The sequence below is a fragment of the Moritella sp. 36 genome, assembly GCF_018219415.1.
GTDB lineage: Bacteria > Pseudomonadota > Gammaproteobacteria > Enterobacterales > Moritellaceae > Moritella.
Genome location: NZ_CP056120.1, coordinates 3,046,925 through 3,065,280 on the forward strand (window position 1 = coordinate 3,046,925; position 18,356 = coordinate 3,065,280).

Annotated in this window: 13 protein-coding genes; 10 read left to right on the forward strand and 3 right to left on the reverse strand. The window is 41.9% G+C overall.

What is annotated here, in order from left to right; all coding sequences use genetic code 11:
- The first annotated feature begins 6 nt into the window (after nucleotides 1-6).
- Nucleotides 7-1,098 (forward strand): sn-glycerol-3-phosphate ABC transporter ATP-binding protein UgpC, encoded by a 1,092-nt coding sequence (gene ugpC / locus HWV03_RS13430; RefSeq protein WP_211676373.1) that lies wholly within the window; start codon nucleotides 7-9, stop codon nucleotides 1,096-1,098.
- A 110-nt stretch (nucleotides 1,099-1,208) separates the two neighbouring features.
- On the opposite strand, the gene HWV03_RS13435 is transcribed toward ugpC, so the two are convergent.
- Nucleotides 1,209-2,417, reverse strand: coding sequence for a NupC/NupG family nucleoside CNT transporter (locus HWV03_RS13435; RefSeq protein WP_211676374.1), 1,209 nt, complete (start codon nucleotides 2,415-2,417; stop codon nucleotides 1,209-1,211).
- Between the two features lie 636 nt (nucleotides 2,418-3,053).
- Between HWV03_RS13435 and HWV03_RS13440 the strand changes: the two genes are divergently transcribed.
- From HWV03_RS13440 to HWV03_RS13475, 8 genes are all read left to right on the forward strand, one after another.
- On the forward strand, nucleotides 3,054-4,466 hold the full coding sequence (locus tag HWV03_RS13440) for an amidohydrolase (RefSeq protein WP_211672029.1): 1,413 nt from the start codon (nucleotides 3,054-3,056) through the stop codon (nucleotides 4,464-4,466).
- Between the two features lie 257 nt (nucleotides 4,467-4,723).
- Complete coding sequence (locus HWV03_RS13445; protein WP_211676375.1) at nucleotides 4,724-5,896, forward strand: isovaleryl-CoA dehydrogenase; 1,173 nt, start codon at nucleotides 4,724-4,726, stop codon at nucleotides 5,894-5,896.
- A gap of 5 nt (nucleotides 5,897-5,901) precedes the next feature.
- Nucleotides 5,902-7,509 (forward strand): carboxyl transferase domain-containing protein, encoded by a 1,608-nt coding sequence (locus HWV03_RS13450; RefSeq protein ID WP_211676376.1) that lies wholly within the window; start codon nucleotides 5,902-5,904, stop codon nucleotides 7,507-7,509.
- Nucleotides 7,510-7,595: 86 nt separating this feature from the next.
- Nucleotides 7,596-8,411 carry an enoyl-CoA hydratase-related protein gene (locus tag HWV03_RS13455; protein ID WP_211676377.1) on the forward strand — a complete coding sequence of 272 codons (816 nt, stop codon included), beginning with the start codon at nucleotides 7,596-7,598 and terminating at the stop codon, nucleotides 8,409-8,411.
- Nucleotides 8,412-8,416: 5 nt separating this feature from the next.
- On the forward strand, nucleotides 8,417-10,576 hold the full coding sequence (locus HWV03_RS13460) for an acetyl/propionyl/methylcrotonyl-CoA carboxylase subunit alpha (protein ID WP_211676378.1): 2,160 nt from the start codon (nucleotides 8,417-8,419) through the stop codon (nucleotides 10,574-10,576).
- Nucleotides 10,576-11,544 (forward strand): hydroxymethylglutaryl-CoA lyase, encoded by a 969-nt coding sequence (locus HWV03_RS13465; RefSeq protein ID WP_211676379.1) that lies wholly within the window; start codon nucleotides 10,576-10,578, stop codon nucleotides 11,542-11,544. The genes HWV03_RS13460 and HWV03_RS13465 overlap by 1 nt, the downstream gene beginning before the upstream one ends.
- A gap of 7 nt (nucleotides 11,545-11,551) precedes the next feature.
- Nucleotides 11,552-13,648 carry an acetoacetate--CoA ligase gene (locus tag HWV03_RS13470; protein WP_211676380.1) on the forward strand — a complete coding sequence of 699 codons (2,097 nt, stop codon included), beginning with the start codon at nucleotides 11,552-11,554 and terminating at the stop codon, nucleotides 13,646-13,648.
- A 98-nt stretch (nucleotides 13,649-13,746) separates the two neighbouring features.
- Nucleotides 13,747-14,622, forward strand: a complete 876-nt coding sequence (locus HWV03_RS13475; RefSeq protein ID WP_211676381.1) for an MBL fold metallo-hydrolase — start codon at nucleotides 13,747-13,749, stop codon at nucleotides 14,620-14,622.
- 104 nt (nucleotides 14,623-14,726) lie between these two features.
- Here the strand turns inward: HWV03_RS13475 and HWV03_RS13480 are convergent, their stop codons facing one another.
- On the reverse strand, nucleotides 14,727-16,178 hold the full coding sequence (locus tag HWV03_RS13480) for a catalase (protein WP_211676382.1): 1,452 nt from the start codon (nucleotides 16,176-16,178) through the stop codon (nucleotides 14,727-14,729).
- A 74-nt stretch (nucleotides 16,179-16,252) separates the two neighbouring features.
- The gene (locus tag HWV03_RS13485) at nucleotides 16,253-16,699 is read right to left on the reverse strand and encodes a DUF6363 domain-containing protein (protein ID WP_255546813.1); all 447 of its coding nucleotides are present in this window, start codon (nucleotides 16,697-16,699) and stop codon (nucleotides 16,253-16,255) included.
- Between the two features lie 289 nt (nucleotides 16,700-16,988).
- Between HWV03_RS13485 and glgC the strand changes: the two genes are divergently transcribed.
- A complete protein-coding gene (gene glgC / locus HWV03_RS13490) occupies nucleotides 16,989-18,206 on the forward strand; it encodes a glucose-1-phosphate adenylyltransferase (protein ID WP_211676383.1) in 1,218 nt (405 codons plus the stop codon).
- Nucleotides 18,207-18,356 lie beyond the last annotated feature (150 nt).

An 18,356-nucleotide genomic window follows, 5' to 3' on the forward strand; every position in this document is an offset into this window, starting at 1 on the left:
TAGAATATGTTAGCACTTAAAAACTTAGTTAAAACTTATGACAACGGCCACCAAGCAGTAAAAAATGTTTCTGTTGATATTAAACAAGGAGAATTCATTGTATTAGTGGGCCCGTCTGGCTGTGGTAAATCATCAATTTTACGATCTATTGCAGGTTTAGAATCAATCACCAGTGGTGAGATACACCTCAATAATCGTCGTATCGATAATGAGAAGCCAGCAAGTCGCGATATTGCGATGGTATTCCAAAATTATGCCTTGTATCCACACATGACAGTATATGAAAACTTAGCCTATGGATTAAAAAATAGAGGTATAGATAAAAAAACAATTGCATTAAAAATCGAGAAAGTAGCTGCTACATTAAAAATAGCGGACTATCTAGATCGTAAGCCAGCTAAGTTATCAGGTGGTCAACGCCAACGTGTTGCTATGGGTCGCGCAATTGTACGCGATCCCCAATTGTTCTTATTTGATGAGCCTTTATCTAACTTAGATGCATCATTACGTGCGCACATGCGTTTAGAAATTAAGAAGCTACAACGAGAATTAGCCGTAACCAGTGTTTATGTCACACATGATCAGGTTGAAGCAATGACGCTAGCAGACCGCATCATAGTATTAAATCAAGGTGTAATAGAGCAAGTTGGTACGCCCGCCGAAGTTTACCACCAACCAGCAAGTACCTTTGTCGCCAGCTTTATTGGGAGTCCCGCGATGAACTTTCATCAAGCTGAAATTATCGATGGCGTCGTAACATTTGAAGACCAAAGCATATTTTTATCCGAATACGCACATTTACCAGCGCAGACAATCCAGTTAGGCATTAGACCTGAACATGCTTTATTAGAGCCTTCGAATACTGGATTAGATTTTTCACTTACCGTGCAAGCTGTTGAACCATTAGGACCGAATCAACTCGTGCATGGTTTAGTCAATGATAAAATATTTACGGCTGTAACGCCCGAGCAACACTTCTCAAGCAAAGAAATATTAACCCTGAATGTTGCAAAACAGCACTTACACCTCTTTAGCAAAGACGGGAAACGATTATTATCGGCGAATGAAAATACGGGCACATTAGCTAAAGCAAGCTGAATGCTCGTTAATTAAACCCGTAATAACAAAAAAGGCACACTTCAACCAAACGTTAAAGTGTGCCTTTCTATTTAACTTACTGAATGATTACAGCATCCAGTCATACAATCTTACAAGCTAATGAAGATGCCCGCTAATGCAGCACTCATTAAGTTAGCGAGTGTTGCTGCTAGTACCGCTTTAAAACCTAAGTTTGCAACATCTGAACGACGCTCTGGCGCCATCACACCGATAGAACCGATTTGAATTGCGATAGAACCAATGTTAGCAAAACCACACAATGCAAACGTAATAATAACTTGGCTGTGCTCAGAAATGGTCTCTTTAACGGCAGCGAAGTCCATGAAAGCAACAAATTCATTTAGAATCACTTTTTGACCAATGAATGAACCTGCTACAAGCATTTCATGCTCAGGCACACCAATCATAAATGCGAGTGGAGCGAAGATATAACCCAGCACACTTTGTAACGTTAGGTTTTCAATATTGACCCAGTTACCTACCGTTTCTAAACCAGCATTGACCATTGCAATCACACTCACAAATGCAATTAACATAGTACCGATTGCCACAGCAACCTTCATACCATTCATCGCACCCGCTGCTAATGCATCAATCGCATTACTGTGTTCGCTTTTTGCCATTACAACATCAGCGTCTTCCGTTACAGTTTCTTGCTCTGGTACTAATAACTTAGCCATCAACAAACTGCCCGGTGCCGCCATGAAACTTGCTGCGATCAGGTATTTAAGTTCAACACCTAAACCTGCATAACCACCAAGTACACTGCCCGCAACCGATGCCATACCACCCGTCATTACAGCGAATAATTCTGAACGTGTCATTTTTGGTAAAAACGGTTTTACCAGTAATGGAGACTCACCTTGAGAAAGGAAAATGTTACCCGTGGCAGCTAATGATTCAACACGACTTGTACCAAGAAACCTCTGGATACCACCGCCAATCACTTTAATTACCCACTGCATTACACCAATGTAATAAAGCAATGAAATAAGCGCACTAATAAAAATAACTAAAGGCAATACGCGGATCGCAAAGATAAAACCTTCCGTCGCTAAATCACCGAATAGGAATTGGATACCGACATCAGCAAAACCAAGAACACTCGCCACACCACTGCTCATTGCACCAAGCATTGACTGGCCAATAGAAGAGTAAAGTACAAGTGCAGCAAAACCAGCTTGTAGGAATAATGCTCCACCAACGGTACGCCATTTGATCGCTTTGCGATTTTCAGAAAGTGCACAAGCACATAAAATAAGTACTACGATACCGACTAAGCTAATTAACAACTGCATAATTTCATTCTGCTCATAAAAATAGATGTATAAAAAATGAAGGTGTTATACCGATTGTAATAAAATTTAGATGGCAGTAAACGCAGGAAAAATTAACACCCAGTGGGATTAACTTAGACCTGATTAATGATCAGTATTTTATTGCAATGGGTATTACGTGCATTGATATATGAGGTGAGGAAAAACAGTATTTTCTAAAAAAGAATCTAGTCAGTCCGCCCAATAACAACATACGAGTCACCTTGATCGCAAGCTACAGTCACGCTGGTCCAAATTCCTTGGGTCGCTCATATTTCCTTGATGACGGCTTGTAACTAAGGTGGCTAAACTCGATGGTTCTGGCCGGAACGGAATTATATAGAGATCTAAGTCACATTAACAACCTTATTTAACATTAATTACAAAACATGAATTAATGTTTAAAATTCGAACTAAATACGCAAATATTAAACTTTGCATAGTAATTAACGAACAATGAAACAGATACTAGCTAAAACAATCAGCGCTTGAAGAATCACATAGTAAAAGATGTTTACTTGCCATTAGCAATCAATAAGCTTATAAAGCTCTGGTAAATAGTATCATTCGACTTCCCAGAGTGTTTTCTGTCCTATTCAATAAAATTGAGATTTAAACATGTTTGCTAGTAAGAATTTTTTTAACAAGACATTAATAGCCGCTTCTATTATTTTTGCAACGTCAGTGACCGCTGCAGAAAAAGTAGATCTCATGATCACTGACGCCACAGTATTAACGATGAACAGTGATAAAACCATTTATGAAAATGGAACCGTGGTTATTAAAGGGAATAAAATTATTGCCGTTGGTAATGCGGAGCTTGCACAACAATACAAAGCAAACAAGGTAATGAATGTTGATGGCGACATCGTTATGCCGGGTTTAATTAATACTCATACTCACGTATCAATGACCGTATTCCGTTCATTAGCAGATGATGTTCCAGGACGATTACACCGCTACATCTTCCCACTAGAGAAGAAACTAGTAAGCCGTGACATGGTGCGTATTGGCGCTAACCTTGGTAACCTAGAAATGGTTAAAGGTGGCGTAACAACGTATAGCGATATGTATTACTTTGAAGACGAGGTAGCAAAGACTGTTGATAAAATTGGTATGCGTGCAATCCTAGGTGAAACAGTGATTAAATTCCCTGTTGCCGATGCACAAAATGCACAAGAAGGCATTCAATACGCACTTAACTTTATTGAAGAATATAAAGATCATCCACGTATTACCCCTGCATTTGCCCCCCATGCACCTTATACAAATACGACAGAAGTTTTGCAACAAATCACTCAGTTAGCAAAAGAGCATAACGTACCTGTATTAATTCATTTAGCTGAATCAGAACGTGAAAACGAAAGTATTGCTAAACGTTCTGACGGTAAATCGCCTGTTGAATACATGGATAGTATTGGTTCATTAGACGAACGTTTAGTAGCTGCTCACATGATCAATGTAAGCGAATCTGATATCGAGCTAGTGAAAAAAGCCGATACGGGTGTTGCACATAACATGAGTGCAAACATCAAATCAGCGAAAGGTGTATCACCCGCGCTTAAAATGTATGACGAAAACGTACGTATTGGCTTAGGTACTGATGGTCCAATGTCGGGTAATACATTAAGTACAATCGATGAATTTAACCAAGTGGCTAAAGTTCACAAACTAGTGAATCACGATCGCGGTGCAATGCCCCCGATTAAAGTTATCGACATGGCGACGATGGGCGCAGCAAGAGCATTGCATATGGAAGATAAAATTGGTTCTTTAGAGGTTGGAAAACTAGCAGATGTTATCGTAATTGATACAAAAGCGCCGAACATGGTACCTATGTACAATCCATACTCTGTACTTGTGTACTCAGCAAACTCTGCGAATGTACGCCACTCTATCATTGCAGGTAAGGTGATCATGCAAGATCGTGACATGCTAACGGTTAACGAAAAAGAAATCGTTACTGAAGCAATAGAATTCACTAAAAAAGTACGTCAAACAGTAATAGAGAACGGTGAAAAAGTGATATAAGCAGATTATTTTAACTTAGCATAGATAGTTTCCACCTAAAACATAAAAGCCAAAATATTACATCTTGGCTTTTATGTTTTATAATTAAATCAAACCTTAATTTCTATTACATAAGCCTAAACATCAAGATATTCAAATTGGCAACCCCACTCGTTAACTACCATACTCAAATTAATGAAAGACAAGATTAATTACGAGAACCTTAATGACCGTAAGTGGACATAATCCTTCACTTAACCATCGAAATAGGGACACAGATGGCCAATTCCTACACATCACTCAACTTTGCCCTTGGCGAAACCATCGAACTGCTGCGTGAAAGCGTGACAGCGTTCGCAAATGACGAAATAGCCCCACGCGCAGCACAAATAGATCAAGATAATCTGTTTCCAGCGGATATGTGGCAAAAGTTTGGTGACATGGGATTATTGGGTATCACCATCAGTGAAGAATATGGTGGTGTTGATATGAACTACCTTGCTCATGTCATCGCGATGCAGGAAATAAGCCGCGCATCTGCATCGGTAGGATTAAGCTATGGCGCACATTCTAATCTTTGTGTTAATCAGATATTTCGGCATGGCAATGCCAAGCAAAAACAGAAGTACCTGCCCAAACTCATTAGCGGAGAACACGTAGGTGCATTAGCCATGACCGAACCCAATGCGGGTTCTGATGTGGTTTCAATGAAATTAAGTGCGGTATTGGAAGGTGACAACTACATACTAAACGGCAACAAAATGTGGATCACCAACGGGCCCGAAGCCAGTACTTATATCGTTTACGCAAAAACAGCACCCGAATTAAACAGCCATGGTATTACTGCTTTTATTGTTGAACGCAGTTTTGATGGGTTTAGCCAAGCGCAAAAGCTGGACAAATTAGGCATGCGTGGTTCCAATACCTGTGAGCTTGTGTTTCAACATTGCCGTGTACCCAAAGACAATATCCTGGGCGAACTCAATCAAGGCGTACACGTATTAATGAGTGGCCTTGATTACGAACGCCTTGTGCTAACTGGCGGACCACTCGGGATCATGGATGCTTGCATGGATCTCGTCGTCCCTTATATCCACCAGCGTAAACAGTTCGGTAAAGCCATTGGTGAATTCCAACTTGTGCAAGCCAAAATTGCTGACATGTATAGCCAAATGAACGCAGCCAAATGCTATACCTATACAGTTGCACGCGCTTGTGACAACGGCGAAGCCAGCCGTAAAGACTGTGCAGGTGTGATCTTATATTGCGCCGAATTGGCCACAAAAATGGCACTCGATACAATTCAATTGTTAGGCGGAAATGGTTACAGCAACGAATACCCTGCAGGCCGTTTACTTCGTGATGCTAAGCTCTATGAAATTGGTGCCGGTACATCAGAAATGCGTCGTATATTGATTGGCCGGGAACTGTTTAATGAGTCAGGAGTCTAGAAAACATGGCTAAAATAGGCACAACACTCAATATCAAACACCCTATTTTTGTCGCGAAACAACAAGCCATGCGAGATCTTGTAAAACAACTAGAAATTAACCTAGAACAAATCAAACAAGGCGGTGGTGAAATAGCACAACAGCGTCATTTAGCCCGAGGTAAAATGCTTGCCCGAGAGCGTATTGATGCTTTATTAGATCCAGGTTCTCCCTTATTAGAACTAGGTCAATTTGCCGCTTGGCAGTATTATCACGAAGCGGTTCCAGCTGCGGGTGTGGTGGCCGGTATTGGGCGCGTTAATGGTATCGAATGTATGATCATTGCCAACGATGCCACCGTCAAAGGCGGCACTTATTATCCATTAACCGTTAAAAAGCACCTGCGCGCCCAAGAAATAGCTGAACGTTGCTGCCTACCTTGTATCTATTTAGTCGACTCTGGTGGTGCATTTTTACCCCAGCAAGATGAAGTTTTCCCCGACCGCGACCACTTTGGCCGTATCTTCTTTAACCAAGCGAATATGTCCGCCAAAGGCATTCCACAAATCGCCTCTGTCATGGGGTTATGTACCGCAGGTGGCGCTTACGTTCCCGCAATGGCAGATGAATCTATCATTGTAAAACAGCAAGGTACCATTTTCCTCGCAGGCCCTCCATTAGTCAAAGCAGCAACGGGCGAAGAAGTCACCGCTGAAGAATTAGGTGGTGCCGATGTGCATTGTAAAACATCGGGGGTTGCCGACCATTATGCTCAAGACGATGCCCACGCATTACAGCTGGTACGCCAAGCCATCGCCAATATCAATCATGTAAAACGCCCTGATTTAACCATTTATCCCAGTGCCCCACCGCTATACGATAGCCACGAACTGTACGGTATTGTTGGCACCGATTTAAAAAAACAATTCGACGTTAAAGAAGTCATCGCCCGTATTGTTGATAACTCCGAACTCGATGAATTTAAAGCATGCTACGGCACAACACTGGTGTGTGGCTTTTCCCGTATTCAGGGTTACCCTGTCGGTATCATCGCCAACAACGGCATCTTATTTTCTGAATCTGCCCAAAAAGGCGCGCATTTTATTCAACTTTGCTGCAAACGCAAGGTCCCATTAGTGTTCCTGCAAAATATCACCGGGTTTATGGTCGGAAAAAAGTACGAAGCAGAAGGCATAGCAAAGCACGGAGCAAAAATGGTTGCCGCAGTAGCTTGCGCACAAGTGCCTAAGTTTACCGTCATTATTGGCGGTAGTTATGGTGCTGGTAATTATGGTATGTGTGGCCGTGCTTACGACCCCACCTTGTTATGGATATGGCCGAATGCCAGAATTTCAGTGATGGGTGGAGAGCAAGCTGCAAGCGTACTCAGTCAAATCAAAAAAGACGGGTTCGCACGTAATAATAAAATCATGACAGATGACGAAGAAACTAAATTTAAAGCCCCTATTATTGAACAATATGAAACCCAGGGAGACCCTTATTATGCCAGCGCACGACTGTGGGATGACGGTATTATCGACCCTTTGCAAACGAGGCAAGTACTCGGATTAGCGATATCAGCCGCACTTAATGCACCGATTAAAGATACCCAGTTTGGCATTTTTAGAATGTAGTTTTGTCTATCTCAATTTATATGCCCAAACTACTTCAAGGTGCACAATCACAAATCAAATATCATTATCACAGCTAGGATCATTGAATGACAAAGAATTCAGACCAACTCAATATCATCAATGCAGAGCACTTACATACGGCGATTGATCATCAGGGTGTTGCAACTATCACCCTCACTCGTGCCAAGGTACGCAACGCATTTAGTGCCGACACAATCAATCACCTGCTTACCACCTTAGCGGTGTTAAAACATGATTCTGCTGTGAAAATATTGATATTACGCGCCCAAGGTGAACACTTTTCTGCTGGGGCGGATATAAAGTGGATGAAAGATATTGCCAAACTCGGCTATCAAGACAATCTATCCGATGCGGTACAATTAGCAAAGTTAATGGATAAGCTGAATCAATTCCCTAAACCAACCATAGCGCTAGTACAAGGCGCTTGCTTTGGAGGCGCAATCGGACTTGTCGCCTGTTGTGACATAGCCCTCGCGACAACCACCGCCAAATTTTGCCTAAGTGAAGTCAAAATTGGTCTTATCCCTGCGGTAATCAGCCCTTACGTTGTGGCCGCGATTGGGCCTCGGCAAGCACGACGATATTGTTTAACAGGTGAAGTGTTTAGCGCAGAACAAGGGCTAGAGTATGGTCTAATCCATCAAATACATGATGATTTAGACACACTGTCCACGCCCTTTATCAATGCTTTACTCAATAATGGTCCAGCAGCAATGCAAGCAGCTAAAGCACTCATTAATGACATTACCAACCATGTTATCAATGACACATTAATTGCCGACACAAGCCAGCGTATTGCCGCAATTCGGGTATCAAACGAAGCTCAGGAAGGACTCGATGCATTTTTGAATAAGCGTAAGCCCGACTGGAGCAAGGAATAACGTCTATGTCGCATCATTCGTTCGCGAATAAGCCCAAGCCATTTACCAAGGTCCTCATCGTTAATCGCGGTGAAATAGCCTGTCGAATCATAAAAACAGCGCAGCGACTTGGTATTCAGTGTGTCGCCATTTATTCCGCTGCTGACACAAATTCACGTCACGTTAGCATGGCTGATGAAGCATTTTATTTAGGGCCTGCACCAGCAACAGAGTCTTACCTTAATCGCGCGCGAATTTTAGAAATAGCAGCAGAGTCCAATGTTCAAGCTATTCACCCTGGTTATGGTTTCTTATCCGAAAACGCAGACTTTGCCCAAGCATGTACGCTACAAGGCTTAATCTTCATTGGGCCAAGTGTAGATGCGATAACAGCAATGGGCAGTAAAAGCGCTGCGAAGGCCATCATGGCAACAGCGCATGTTCCTCTGGTCCCGGGTTACCATGGTCACTGCCAAGACGAGCTAACGTTAAAAAAGAACTCACAACAGATCGGCTATCCACAGTTACTTAAAGCCGTATATGGCGGTGGTGGTAAAGGAATGCGTATCATCAATCACGCCAGTGAGTTTACCTATGCTCTCGCCGCAACGAAACGAGAATCAATGGCTAGTTTTGGTAATGACGACATGCTAATAGAGCGCTATTTAACTAAGACTCGCCACGTCGAAATCCAGATTTTTAGTGACCATCATGGTGACTGCATTTACCTCTCTCAACGTGATTGCTCCATTCAACGCCGTCATCAAAAAATATTAGAAGAAGCCCCCGCCCCCGCATTACCACTTGCAACTCAAATAGCCATGGGGGAAGCCGCAGTTGCCGCCGCAAAAGCCATTAATTACCATGGGGCTGGCACGGTGGAGTTCTTATATGATGAGCAAGGCCAGTTCTATTTCATGGAGATGAATACCCGTTTGCAAGTTGAACATCCCATCACCGAAATGATTACAGGGCTTGATTTAGTCGAATGGCAGTTGCATATTGCCAACGGTGAACCATTACCCTTAAATCAAAACCAAGTACAAATTAATGGTCATGCGATTGAAGTACGGATTTACGCTGAAGATCCTGATAAAGGTTTTATGCCCGCCAGTGGGAATATAGAATTTTTGAATCAACCCGTAGAATCCAAACACGTGCGTATTGATACCGGTGTTGTTCAAGGCGATGAAATCAGTCCGTATTACGACCCCATGATCGCCAAGTTAATTGTCTGGGATCATAACCGAGACCTTGCCCTGCTGCGATTACAAGCCGCATTGGCTGATTATAAGATTGCCGGCATTAAAACCAACATCGGTTTTTTAACTCAGTTAATACAAATACCTGCGCTGCAAGCAGCAAGTCTCAATACTGACTTTATTATCACCCATGCGGAGGCCTTAAAACCTAAAGCAGTAAGTCTTAATTATGTCTTAATCTTGGCGGGATTCGCATTACAGTTAAATCTAGAATCACAGTACGTTACGACTGATGCTATAACCAGTAATACCGTAATGCATCATATAAACAATGATATACACTCCCCTTGGTCTCAAACAACGAGTTGGCGTTTAAATCAACCCGCAATCAAAAAATTTACACTGACAACGACCAATAACGACAACCATCATTACACACTCACACTGACAAAGTTAGCGCAGGGTTTTCAAGTAACAGTTAATAGCTATGAACAACACACTCAAAACAAAAGCCAGAAAAAAGATAAAGTGTGTTCAGATAGCCTTGTGAGTGGTCAACTTAATCGCAATGAACTCACCGCGTGTATCGATGGTCATCAAATTAAAGCAACGATTGTTATATCGCCATTACACATAACTGTTTTTTATGCGGGTAGTAGCACCGTGCTATTACGCCAATCTCTAATGCAATCCACAGTGCAAAACAAGGCCTTACGATCTAGTATTGAAGATGAACTCGAAACAAAGATAACCGCACCAATGAATGGCGTTATTGTCAGCGTACTTTGCCAACCCGGCCAAATCGTCGAGGCGGGTGAACCTTTAGTCGTGATGGAAGCGATGAAGATGGAGTGCAATATCAATGCACCCGTAGCTGGCACAGTAACAACCGTGTTTTATCAAGATGGCGACATGGTCAAAGATGGTGCTCAATTAATACAATTAACTCCATCCCTGACACTTGATAACAAGGAACAAGCGTAATGACGTCGCGACTCTCTGATAACCAGAACCACCGCTCTAACCAAGAGCATCAACTGCCCGAAACAGTTAAAATTGTCGAAGTAGGCCCCCGGGACGGGCTACAAAATGAAATAGAAATAAGCCTAAATGATAAGATCTCGCTGGTGAATATTCTTAGCCATACCGGTTTGACCATGATCGAATCAGGTAGCTTCGTCTCACCCAAATGGGTGCCCCAGATGGCAAATAGTGGCGATCTATTTAAACGTATAAAGCGCACTAATGGTGTTACTTATTCTGCGTTAACGCCCAATTTGATTGGTTTAAATGCTGCTATCGCTGCAAATGTCGATGAAGTGGCAATATTTGGTTCTGCGTCTGAAAGCTTTAGCCGCAAAAATATTAACTGCTCTATTAACGAATCACTGCGTCAATTTGAGCCAGTCGTAAAACAAGCACTAGCGACAGGATTACCCGTACGTGGTTACATCTCTTGCACACTTGGCTGCCCCTATGAAGGCTACATCAGCGTTAACAAAGTAGCAAAAGTCGCTCAACAGTTACACGACATGGGATGTTATCAAATTAGCCTTGGAGATACTGTTGGTGTAGGTACACCCGAAGCAGTAAAAACCATGATCAACGCCGTCGCTCAGCACGTTCCCATCACTAAATTAGCTGTACATTTCCATGATACTTACGGCCAAGCGTTAGCCAATATTTATGCCGCATTACAATTAGGTATTCGTGTTATCGACAGTGCTGTAGCAGGTTTAGGTGGTTGTCCTTATGCCCGTGGCGCGTCAGGTAATGTCGCCACCGAAGATGTGGTTTATATGCTCAATGGCTTAGGGATTGAATCTGGTGTAGATCTCAATGAATTAATTACTGCAGGTAACTTTATTTGCCAACGTTTAAATCGTCCCAATGGCTCTAAAGTCGCCTTAGCCTACCCCACCGCTCAAGCGCGATTTCAATCATTAATATGAGGTTGTAATGACAGTAGAGTCCGCAGTACCAATCTGGACACCGAGCCAAGCGCGCATTGATGGTAGTAACATTAACCATTATTTGCGATTTTTGCGTGATGAATACAGCCTTACTTTTGCACACTATCAGCAATTACATCAGTGGAGCATTAATAATACGGCTATATTTTGGCGCTCATTAGTTACTTTTTTTAAATTCAAAGGTGACTTTAACCTTAATCGTATCTTTGTTTATGATGACTGCTTTTACCGCTGCCAATGGTTTCCAGATTCAACATTAAACTTTGCAGAGAACCTGCTATTCCCCAATAATATTTCAGCCTATAAAAACGAGAAATATAACGAAGACAAGTTAGCCATAATCAGCCACGGTGAAGATGGTCGACGCACCCAACTTAGCTATAAACAGCTACGAAATGAAGTCACTCGTATTGCCGCCGCGATGCGTGAGCTAGGGATTGTAAAAGGCGATCGTGTTGCTGGTTTATTACCCAACAGCAGCGAAGCGATTATTGCAATGTTAGCCACAACCAGTATTGGCGCAATCTGGTCATCTTGCTCGCCTGATTTTGGTTTCCAAGGCGTAATGGACCGATTTAATCAAATCCAGCCAAAATTATTATTCGCATGTAACGGCTATTGTTATGCCGGAAAGCAAATTAATATCATGGATAAAGTGTCAGCCATTGCCAACGCCTTACCCGAATTAAATGAACTCGTCATTGTATCTTATTTAAAAACAACACCAACACCAACACAGAACGCGTATTCAAAAAAACTTGATGCACCTATCCGTGATAAGTCCTCACAATGTGACTGGCGGTATTTTAGTGCCGTAATTCCACGCTCTTTAACATTCGAGTCGGTTAATTTTTCAGACCCGCTGTATATTTTATACTCTTCAGGCACGACAGGCATGCCAAAATGTATTGTACACAGTGTTGGCGGCACATTGCTGCAGCATGTAAAAGAACTCGCCTTACATACCGATGTTAAGGTAGATGACCGCATTTTTTATTACACAACATGTGGCTGGATGATGTGGAATTGGTTGGTGAGCAGTTTATCTCAGGGCGCAACCTTGGTGTTATTTGACGGCTCACCATTTTATCCACATCAGCAGGTACTTTTTGAACTGGCTGATACAGAAAAAGTATCCATTTTTGGTGCCAGCGCCAAGTATTATTCAGCCTGCGATAAAGCCTTATTACATCCAGCGCAAGACTATAACCTCAGTCATTTAAAAACCTTGCTATCAACTGGATCCCCCTTGTCACACGAAAGCTTTGATTATATTTATCAATATATTAAACAGGATATTTGTGTTTCAAGTATCAGTGGTGGCACCGATATTATTTCTTGCTTCACACTGGGCATGCCAACCTTGCCTGTGTATCGCGGTGAACTGCAGTGCTTAGGGTTAGGCATGGACGTGACCTTTATGCATAATGAAGGGTCAAAACACAGTATTGAAGGCAAAGGGGAACTGGTTTGTCGCCAGCCCTTCCCTTCGATGCCAACAGGTTTTTGGCAAGACCCTTATGGTCGTAAATACCATAACGCTTACTTTACCCACTTTGATAACATCTGGGCACAGGGTGATTATGGCGAATTGGTGAAACATCACATCGGTGCTTGGAATATCGAAAATGACATACCGCAAGATATACATATTAACCAAGTCGGTGTGATCATCCATGGTAGAGCTGATGCGGTATTAAACCCCGGAGGGGTACGTATTGGCACCGCAGAAATATACCGACAGGTAGAAAAGCTTGCAGCGATACAAGAATCAATTGCAATTGCACAGCAATGGCATGATGACGTACGCGTGATCTTGTTTGTACGTTTATCAAAAAATGTCATATTAGATACACTATTAACCATGCAAATCAAAAATATAATTCGAACCAATACCACTCCAAGACATGTCCCGGCTAAAATCATCGCGGTGGCTGATATACCCAAAACCATCAGTGGTAAGATTGTCGAACTGGCCGTGCGTAATGTAATACACGGTATTGCAGTAACGAATAAAGATGCCCTCGCTAACCCTGAGGCCTTAGCCTTATTTGCTGATTTACCTGAACTACAATGTGAGTAGTGGTCATTGTGTATACCCTTTAATGCTACAACTTGTGCATCGTATATTAGCAATGTACGATGTGACTCATTATAAGGAACAGCGTTAAGGAAGCTAAGTTGTCTTCAATTATTATTAAACCATTTTTCCATAAAGATACTTGTACGATAAGTTACATTATTTATGATTTGAATAGCGCTAAAGCTGCAATCATTGATAGTGCTATCGATTATGAAAACAACGCTGGCAAGGTTGCTTTTTATTTTGCAGATGCTCAAATTGAGTTTGTACAACACCACAAACTAGAAGTTGAATGGATATTAGAAACGCACGCCCATGCAGATCACTTATCAGCCGCACATTATTTAAGATCTAAGCTTGGTGGTAAAATCGCTATTGGTAAGTACATTACGCAAGCACAGCGTATTTTTAAGGATATCTTTGCCTTGAGTGACAGTGAAATATCTGTATCGGGTGCCGAGTTTGATCTACTGCTTAGCCACAATGACAAACTTTATATTGGTGACACTGTTATCAAGGTTATTGAAACACCAGGGCACACAAAAGACAGCGTTACTTATCTCATCGAAGATAATGCATTTATTGGGGATACGTTATTCATGCCAGATAGCGGTTCAGCACGTTGTGATTTCCCAGGTGGTGCTGCGACCGAATTATATCAGAGCATAATGCAACTCTACGCACTCCCAGACAATACCAAGCTATGGATGTGCCATGATTACCAACCAAATGGTAGAAAACTACAATACCAAACGACCGTTGCAGAGAGCAAAAAGTCGAACATACATATTCGTAATGATGTCAGCCATGACAGCTTTGTTGCAATAAGACAAACGCGTGATAAAACCTTAGCAGTGCCAAGGCTCTTGTACTCTGCATTGCAAGTCAATATTAAAGCAGGAGAACTGCCGCAAACAAATAATCGCAACCAAGTGCTTTTAAAAGAGCCTGCCCACGCATTAAAAATTGATTAACTATGAATGAAAAAATAAGCAGGGTGCAAATTATGCACCCTGCTACTTCTAAGCATAAGTTCTCATCATTACTTCTAACTATGCGCTTATTACTAATCTAAATCCTAGTTTTGATATTTACTCACATCAATGCCCAATAATTTGGCAATGCCGTGACCATAATCGGGATCGGCTTTAAAGCAATGTCTTAAATGTCTGATTTGAATCTCCTCTGGTACACCACCTAAGTTACGGGCTGTATTATCAAACAAAATCGCTTGTTTCTCTGGCGTCATAAGTCGGAACAAATCACCAGGTTGACTAAAGTAATCATCATCTTCGCGATGATCCCAGTGCGCTGCCGCACCATCTAAGCTTAACGGAGGCTCAGAGAAGTCAGGTTGTTCAGCCCATTCACCTTGATCGTTTGGCTCATAACCCAGCGTACCGCCATAGTTACCATCTACACGCATAGCGCCATCTCGGTGATAACTGTGTACAGGGCAGCGCGGCGCATTAACCGGAATACTGTGGTGATTAACCCCTAAACGGTAACGTTGTGCATCGCCATACGAGAACAGACGACCTTGTAACATTTTATCTGGTGAAAAACTGATACCCGGAACTACACTTGCTGGATTAAAAGCGGATTGCTCCACTTCAGCAAAGAAGTTTTCAGGATTACGATTTAGCTCGAATTCACCCACGTCAATTAGTGGATAGTCGCTATGTGGCCAGATTTTAGTAAGATCAAACGGGTTATAAGGCACTTTAGATGCGTCGTCTTCTGGCATGATTTGCACTTGCAGCGTCCACTTAGGGAAGTCACGATTATCAATGCTTTCTAACAAATCTCGGTGATGACTTTCTCGGTCTTTACCGATCAATACTTCTGATTCTGCATCCGATAAATTTTTAATACCCTGCTGTGATTTGAAATGGAATTTAACCCAAAAGCGTTCATTATCACTATTGATAAAGCTAAACGTGTGACTACCAAATCCGTGCATATGTCGATACGTTGCCGGAATACCACGATCACTCATTACTATTGTGATTTGATGCAGCGCTTCAGGTAATGATGTCCAGAAATCCCAGTTGTTTTTTGCACTGCGCATATTCGTTCTAGGATCACGTTTGACCGCATGATTCAGATCTGGAAACTTAAGCGGATCACGCAAAAAGAACACTGGCGTATTGTTACCGACGAGATCCCAGTTGCCCTCTTCTGTGTAGAACTTCATTGCAAAACCACGAATATCACGCTCGGCATCGGCGGCTCCACGCTCACCTGCAACCGTTGTAAAGCGTGTAAACATCTCTGTTTTTTTACCAATTGCCGAGAAAATTTTCGCTTTGGTAAATCGAGTAATATCATGCGTAACGGTAAACGTACCATAAGCACCAGAGCCTTTGGCATGCATACGACGTTCAGGGATCACCTCTCGATCAAAGTGTGCGAGTTTTTCCAGAAACCACACATCCTGTAGCAGTTGAGGGCCTCTTTTACCCGCGGTTTGGACATTCTGATTATGCGCAACAGGGCAACCTGCTGCAGTCGTTAATTTCTTACTCATCACTAATTCCTTCTATATGTTATTTATTATTTTAGAAACGAACTGATATAGTTATTTATTGTTTTTATTCATTGTTAACCGTTTAACGGCAAACTAGGTGGCGCAATGACTCGAATGTTCAAGTCACTCGGTGGATTTTTTATAAACTCGAGAGATTCGTTATAATTGCTCGCTCTTACCATCGTTGATTTTGCGATATTAGGGTGCTGAGAGAATAGTGTTTTAACCAACCATGGATACTTAGTTGTTTGTTTTTTATCACTAAGCGGATGTGAAAGTAACACGGTAATATCACGCGCACCCAACCGATATGCTTTGCGTACAGGGATAGAATCGGCAACGCCTCCATCAGTATAGCAGCCGCCTGAAAAGCAAGGCGTTTCACGATAAGCAATAGGATTAAAAAAGACCTTATCAGTGGCCATTGTGATAATGGTGATGATATTGAAACTACGCTGTGGAGCATTGGCAAAAATACCGCGCATACCGCCACCTTCTACAATTAATGCTCTTTTTTGCATTGGTTCACTCCCGCTTAAATCAATGCATTAAGAATAGAATTATTTGAACACAAACAAAAAACGATTAAATCTAACATTTTGATAGATTTAAACTATTAACCATAATTTTATTAAATTCGCATTAATTTGGTGCAGCAGATATGAAGCATTGCTGTATGATGGTGAAACAAAATATACCTATTTATAAATACTTTTGTAAATCAAATATTTAACTTTTGGCTCGATTTTTGATATAAATAAGACATACAGACCCGTAACTACTTGAATAAAAAATTAGGGAATGATTTAAATGCAAGATACATTAACGGTAGTCCTCGCTGGTGGAATGGGGGCACGCCTTGCTCCGCTCTCCGATAACAGAGCAAAACCCGCAGTGCCTTTCGGTGGTAAATATCGAATCATCGACTTTACCTTAACCAATTGCCTTCACTCTGGTCTAAGACGAATTCTGGTATTGACCCAATATAAGTCCCATTCATTACAGAAACATTTACGTGATGGCTGGTCTATCTTCAACCCAGAGTTAGGTGAATACATTACCGTCGTCCCGCCGCAAATGCGTAAAGGCGACAAGTGGTATAGCGGCACAGCCGACGCCATTTATCAAAACTTATGGTTGTTATCACGTAGCGAAGCTAAGTATGTTGTGGTTCTCTCTGGTGATCATATCTACAGAATGGATTATGCACCCATGCTGCAACGCCATCAGGAAATAGGCGCAGACTTAAGCATCGCTTGTATGGAAGTACCCGTTGCTGAAGCGACAAATTTTGGTGTAATGGCGATCGACGAAAACCGAAAAATCATCGAATTTTCAGAAAAACCCGAACATCCGGCGTCACGACCTGATGACCCTGAAAAGAGCTTAGCGTCGATGGGCATCTATATTTTCACCACTGATGCGTTAATTGATGCGTTAGAAAAAGACGCAGATAATCCCAATTCTAACCACGATTTTGGTAAAGATATTATTCCAAGGTTAATTGATAACGAAAAAGTCTACGCACACCAATTTGGCGGTTCGACTGGACGTGTGAGCGAGGATGCTTATTGGCGTGATGTGGGCACCATCGATTCGTTATATCAAGCCAATATGGACTTGCTACAACCCGTTTCACCCATCAATTTGTACCAACGCGACTGGGGTATTAGAACCTACGAACCACAATTACCACCAGCAAGAACGACGGCATCGGAAACCGGCAATGAAGGGATATTTATCAATTCGCTTATTTCTAACGGTGTGCTTATCACTGGTGGTTCAGTACAAAATTCGGTTTTATCATCAAATGTACAAATCAACGACGGGGCGACTGTTTCAGCAAGTATCTTGTTTGATGATGTTGAAGTCGGTGAGTACAGCCAGCTGCAGAATTGCATTATCGACAAACATGTAAAAATCCCACCAAGAACCAAAATAGGGGTGAATAAAGCAGAAGACGCCGCGCGATTCACCATTTCAGAACGCGGTATTGTTGTCGTACCTGAATCTTATAAATTCGAGTGATCGTATTACATAAGTAACAAGTGTTATTCCTATTGACCACAATACTTGTTCATATTTAACCACCATTATTGTCCATCAAAATCTTAGCTATCGTTTATAAAAATGATAGCTAATTCTTCGCTTTCAACACCGCTGTTAACTCAAGCAGTA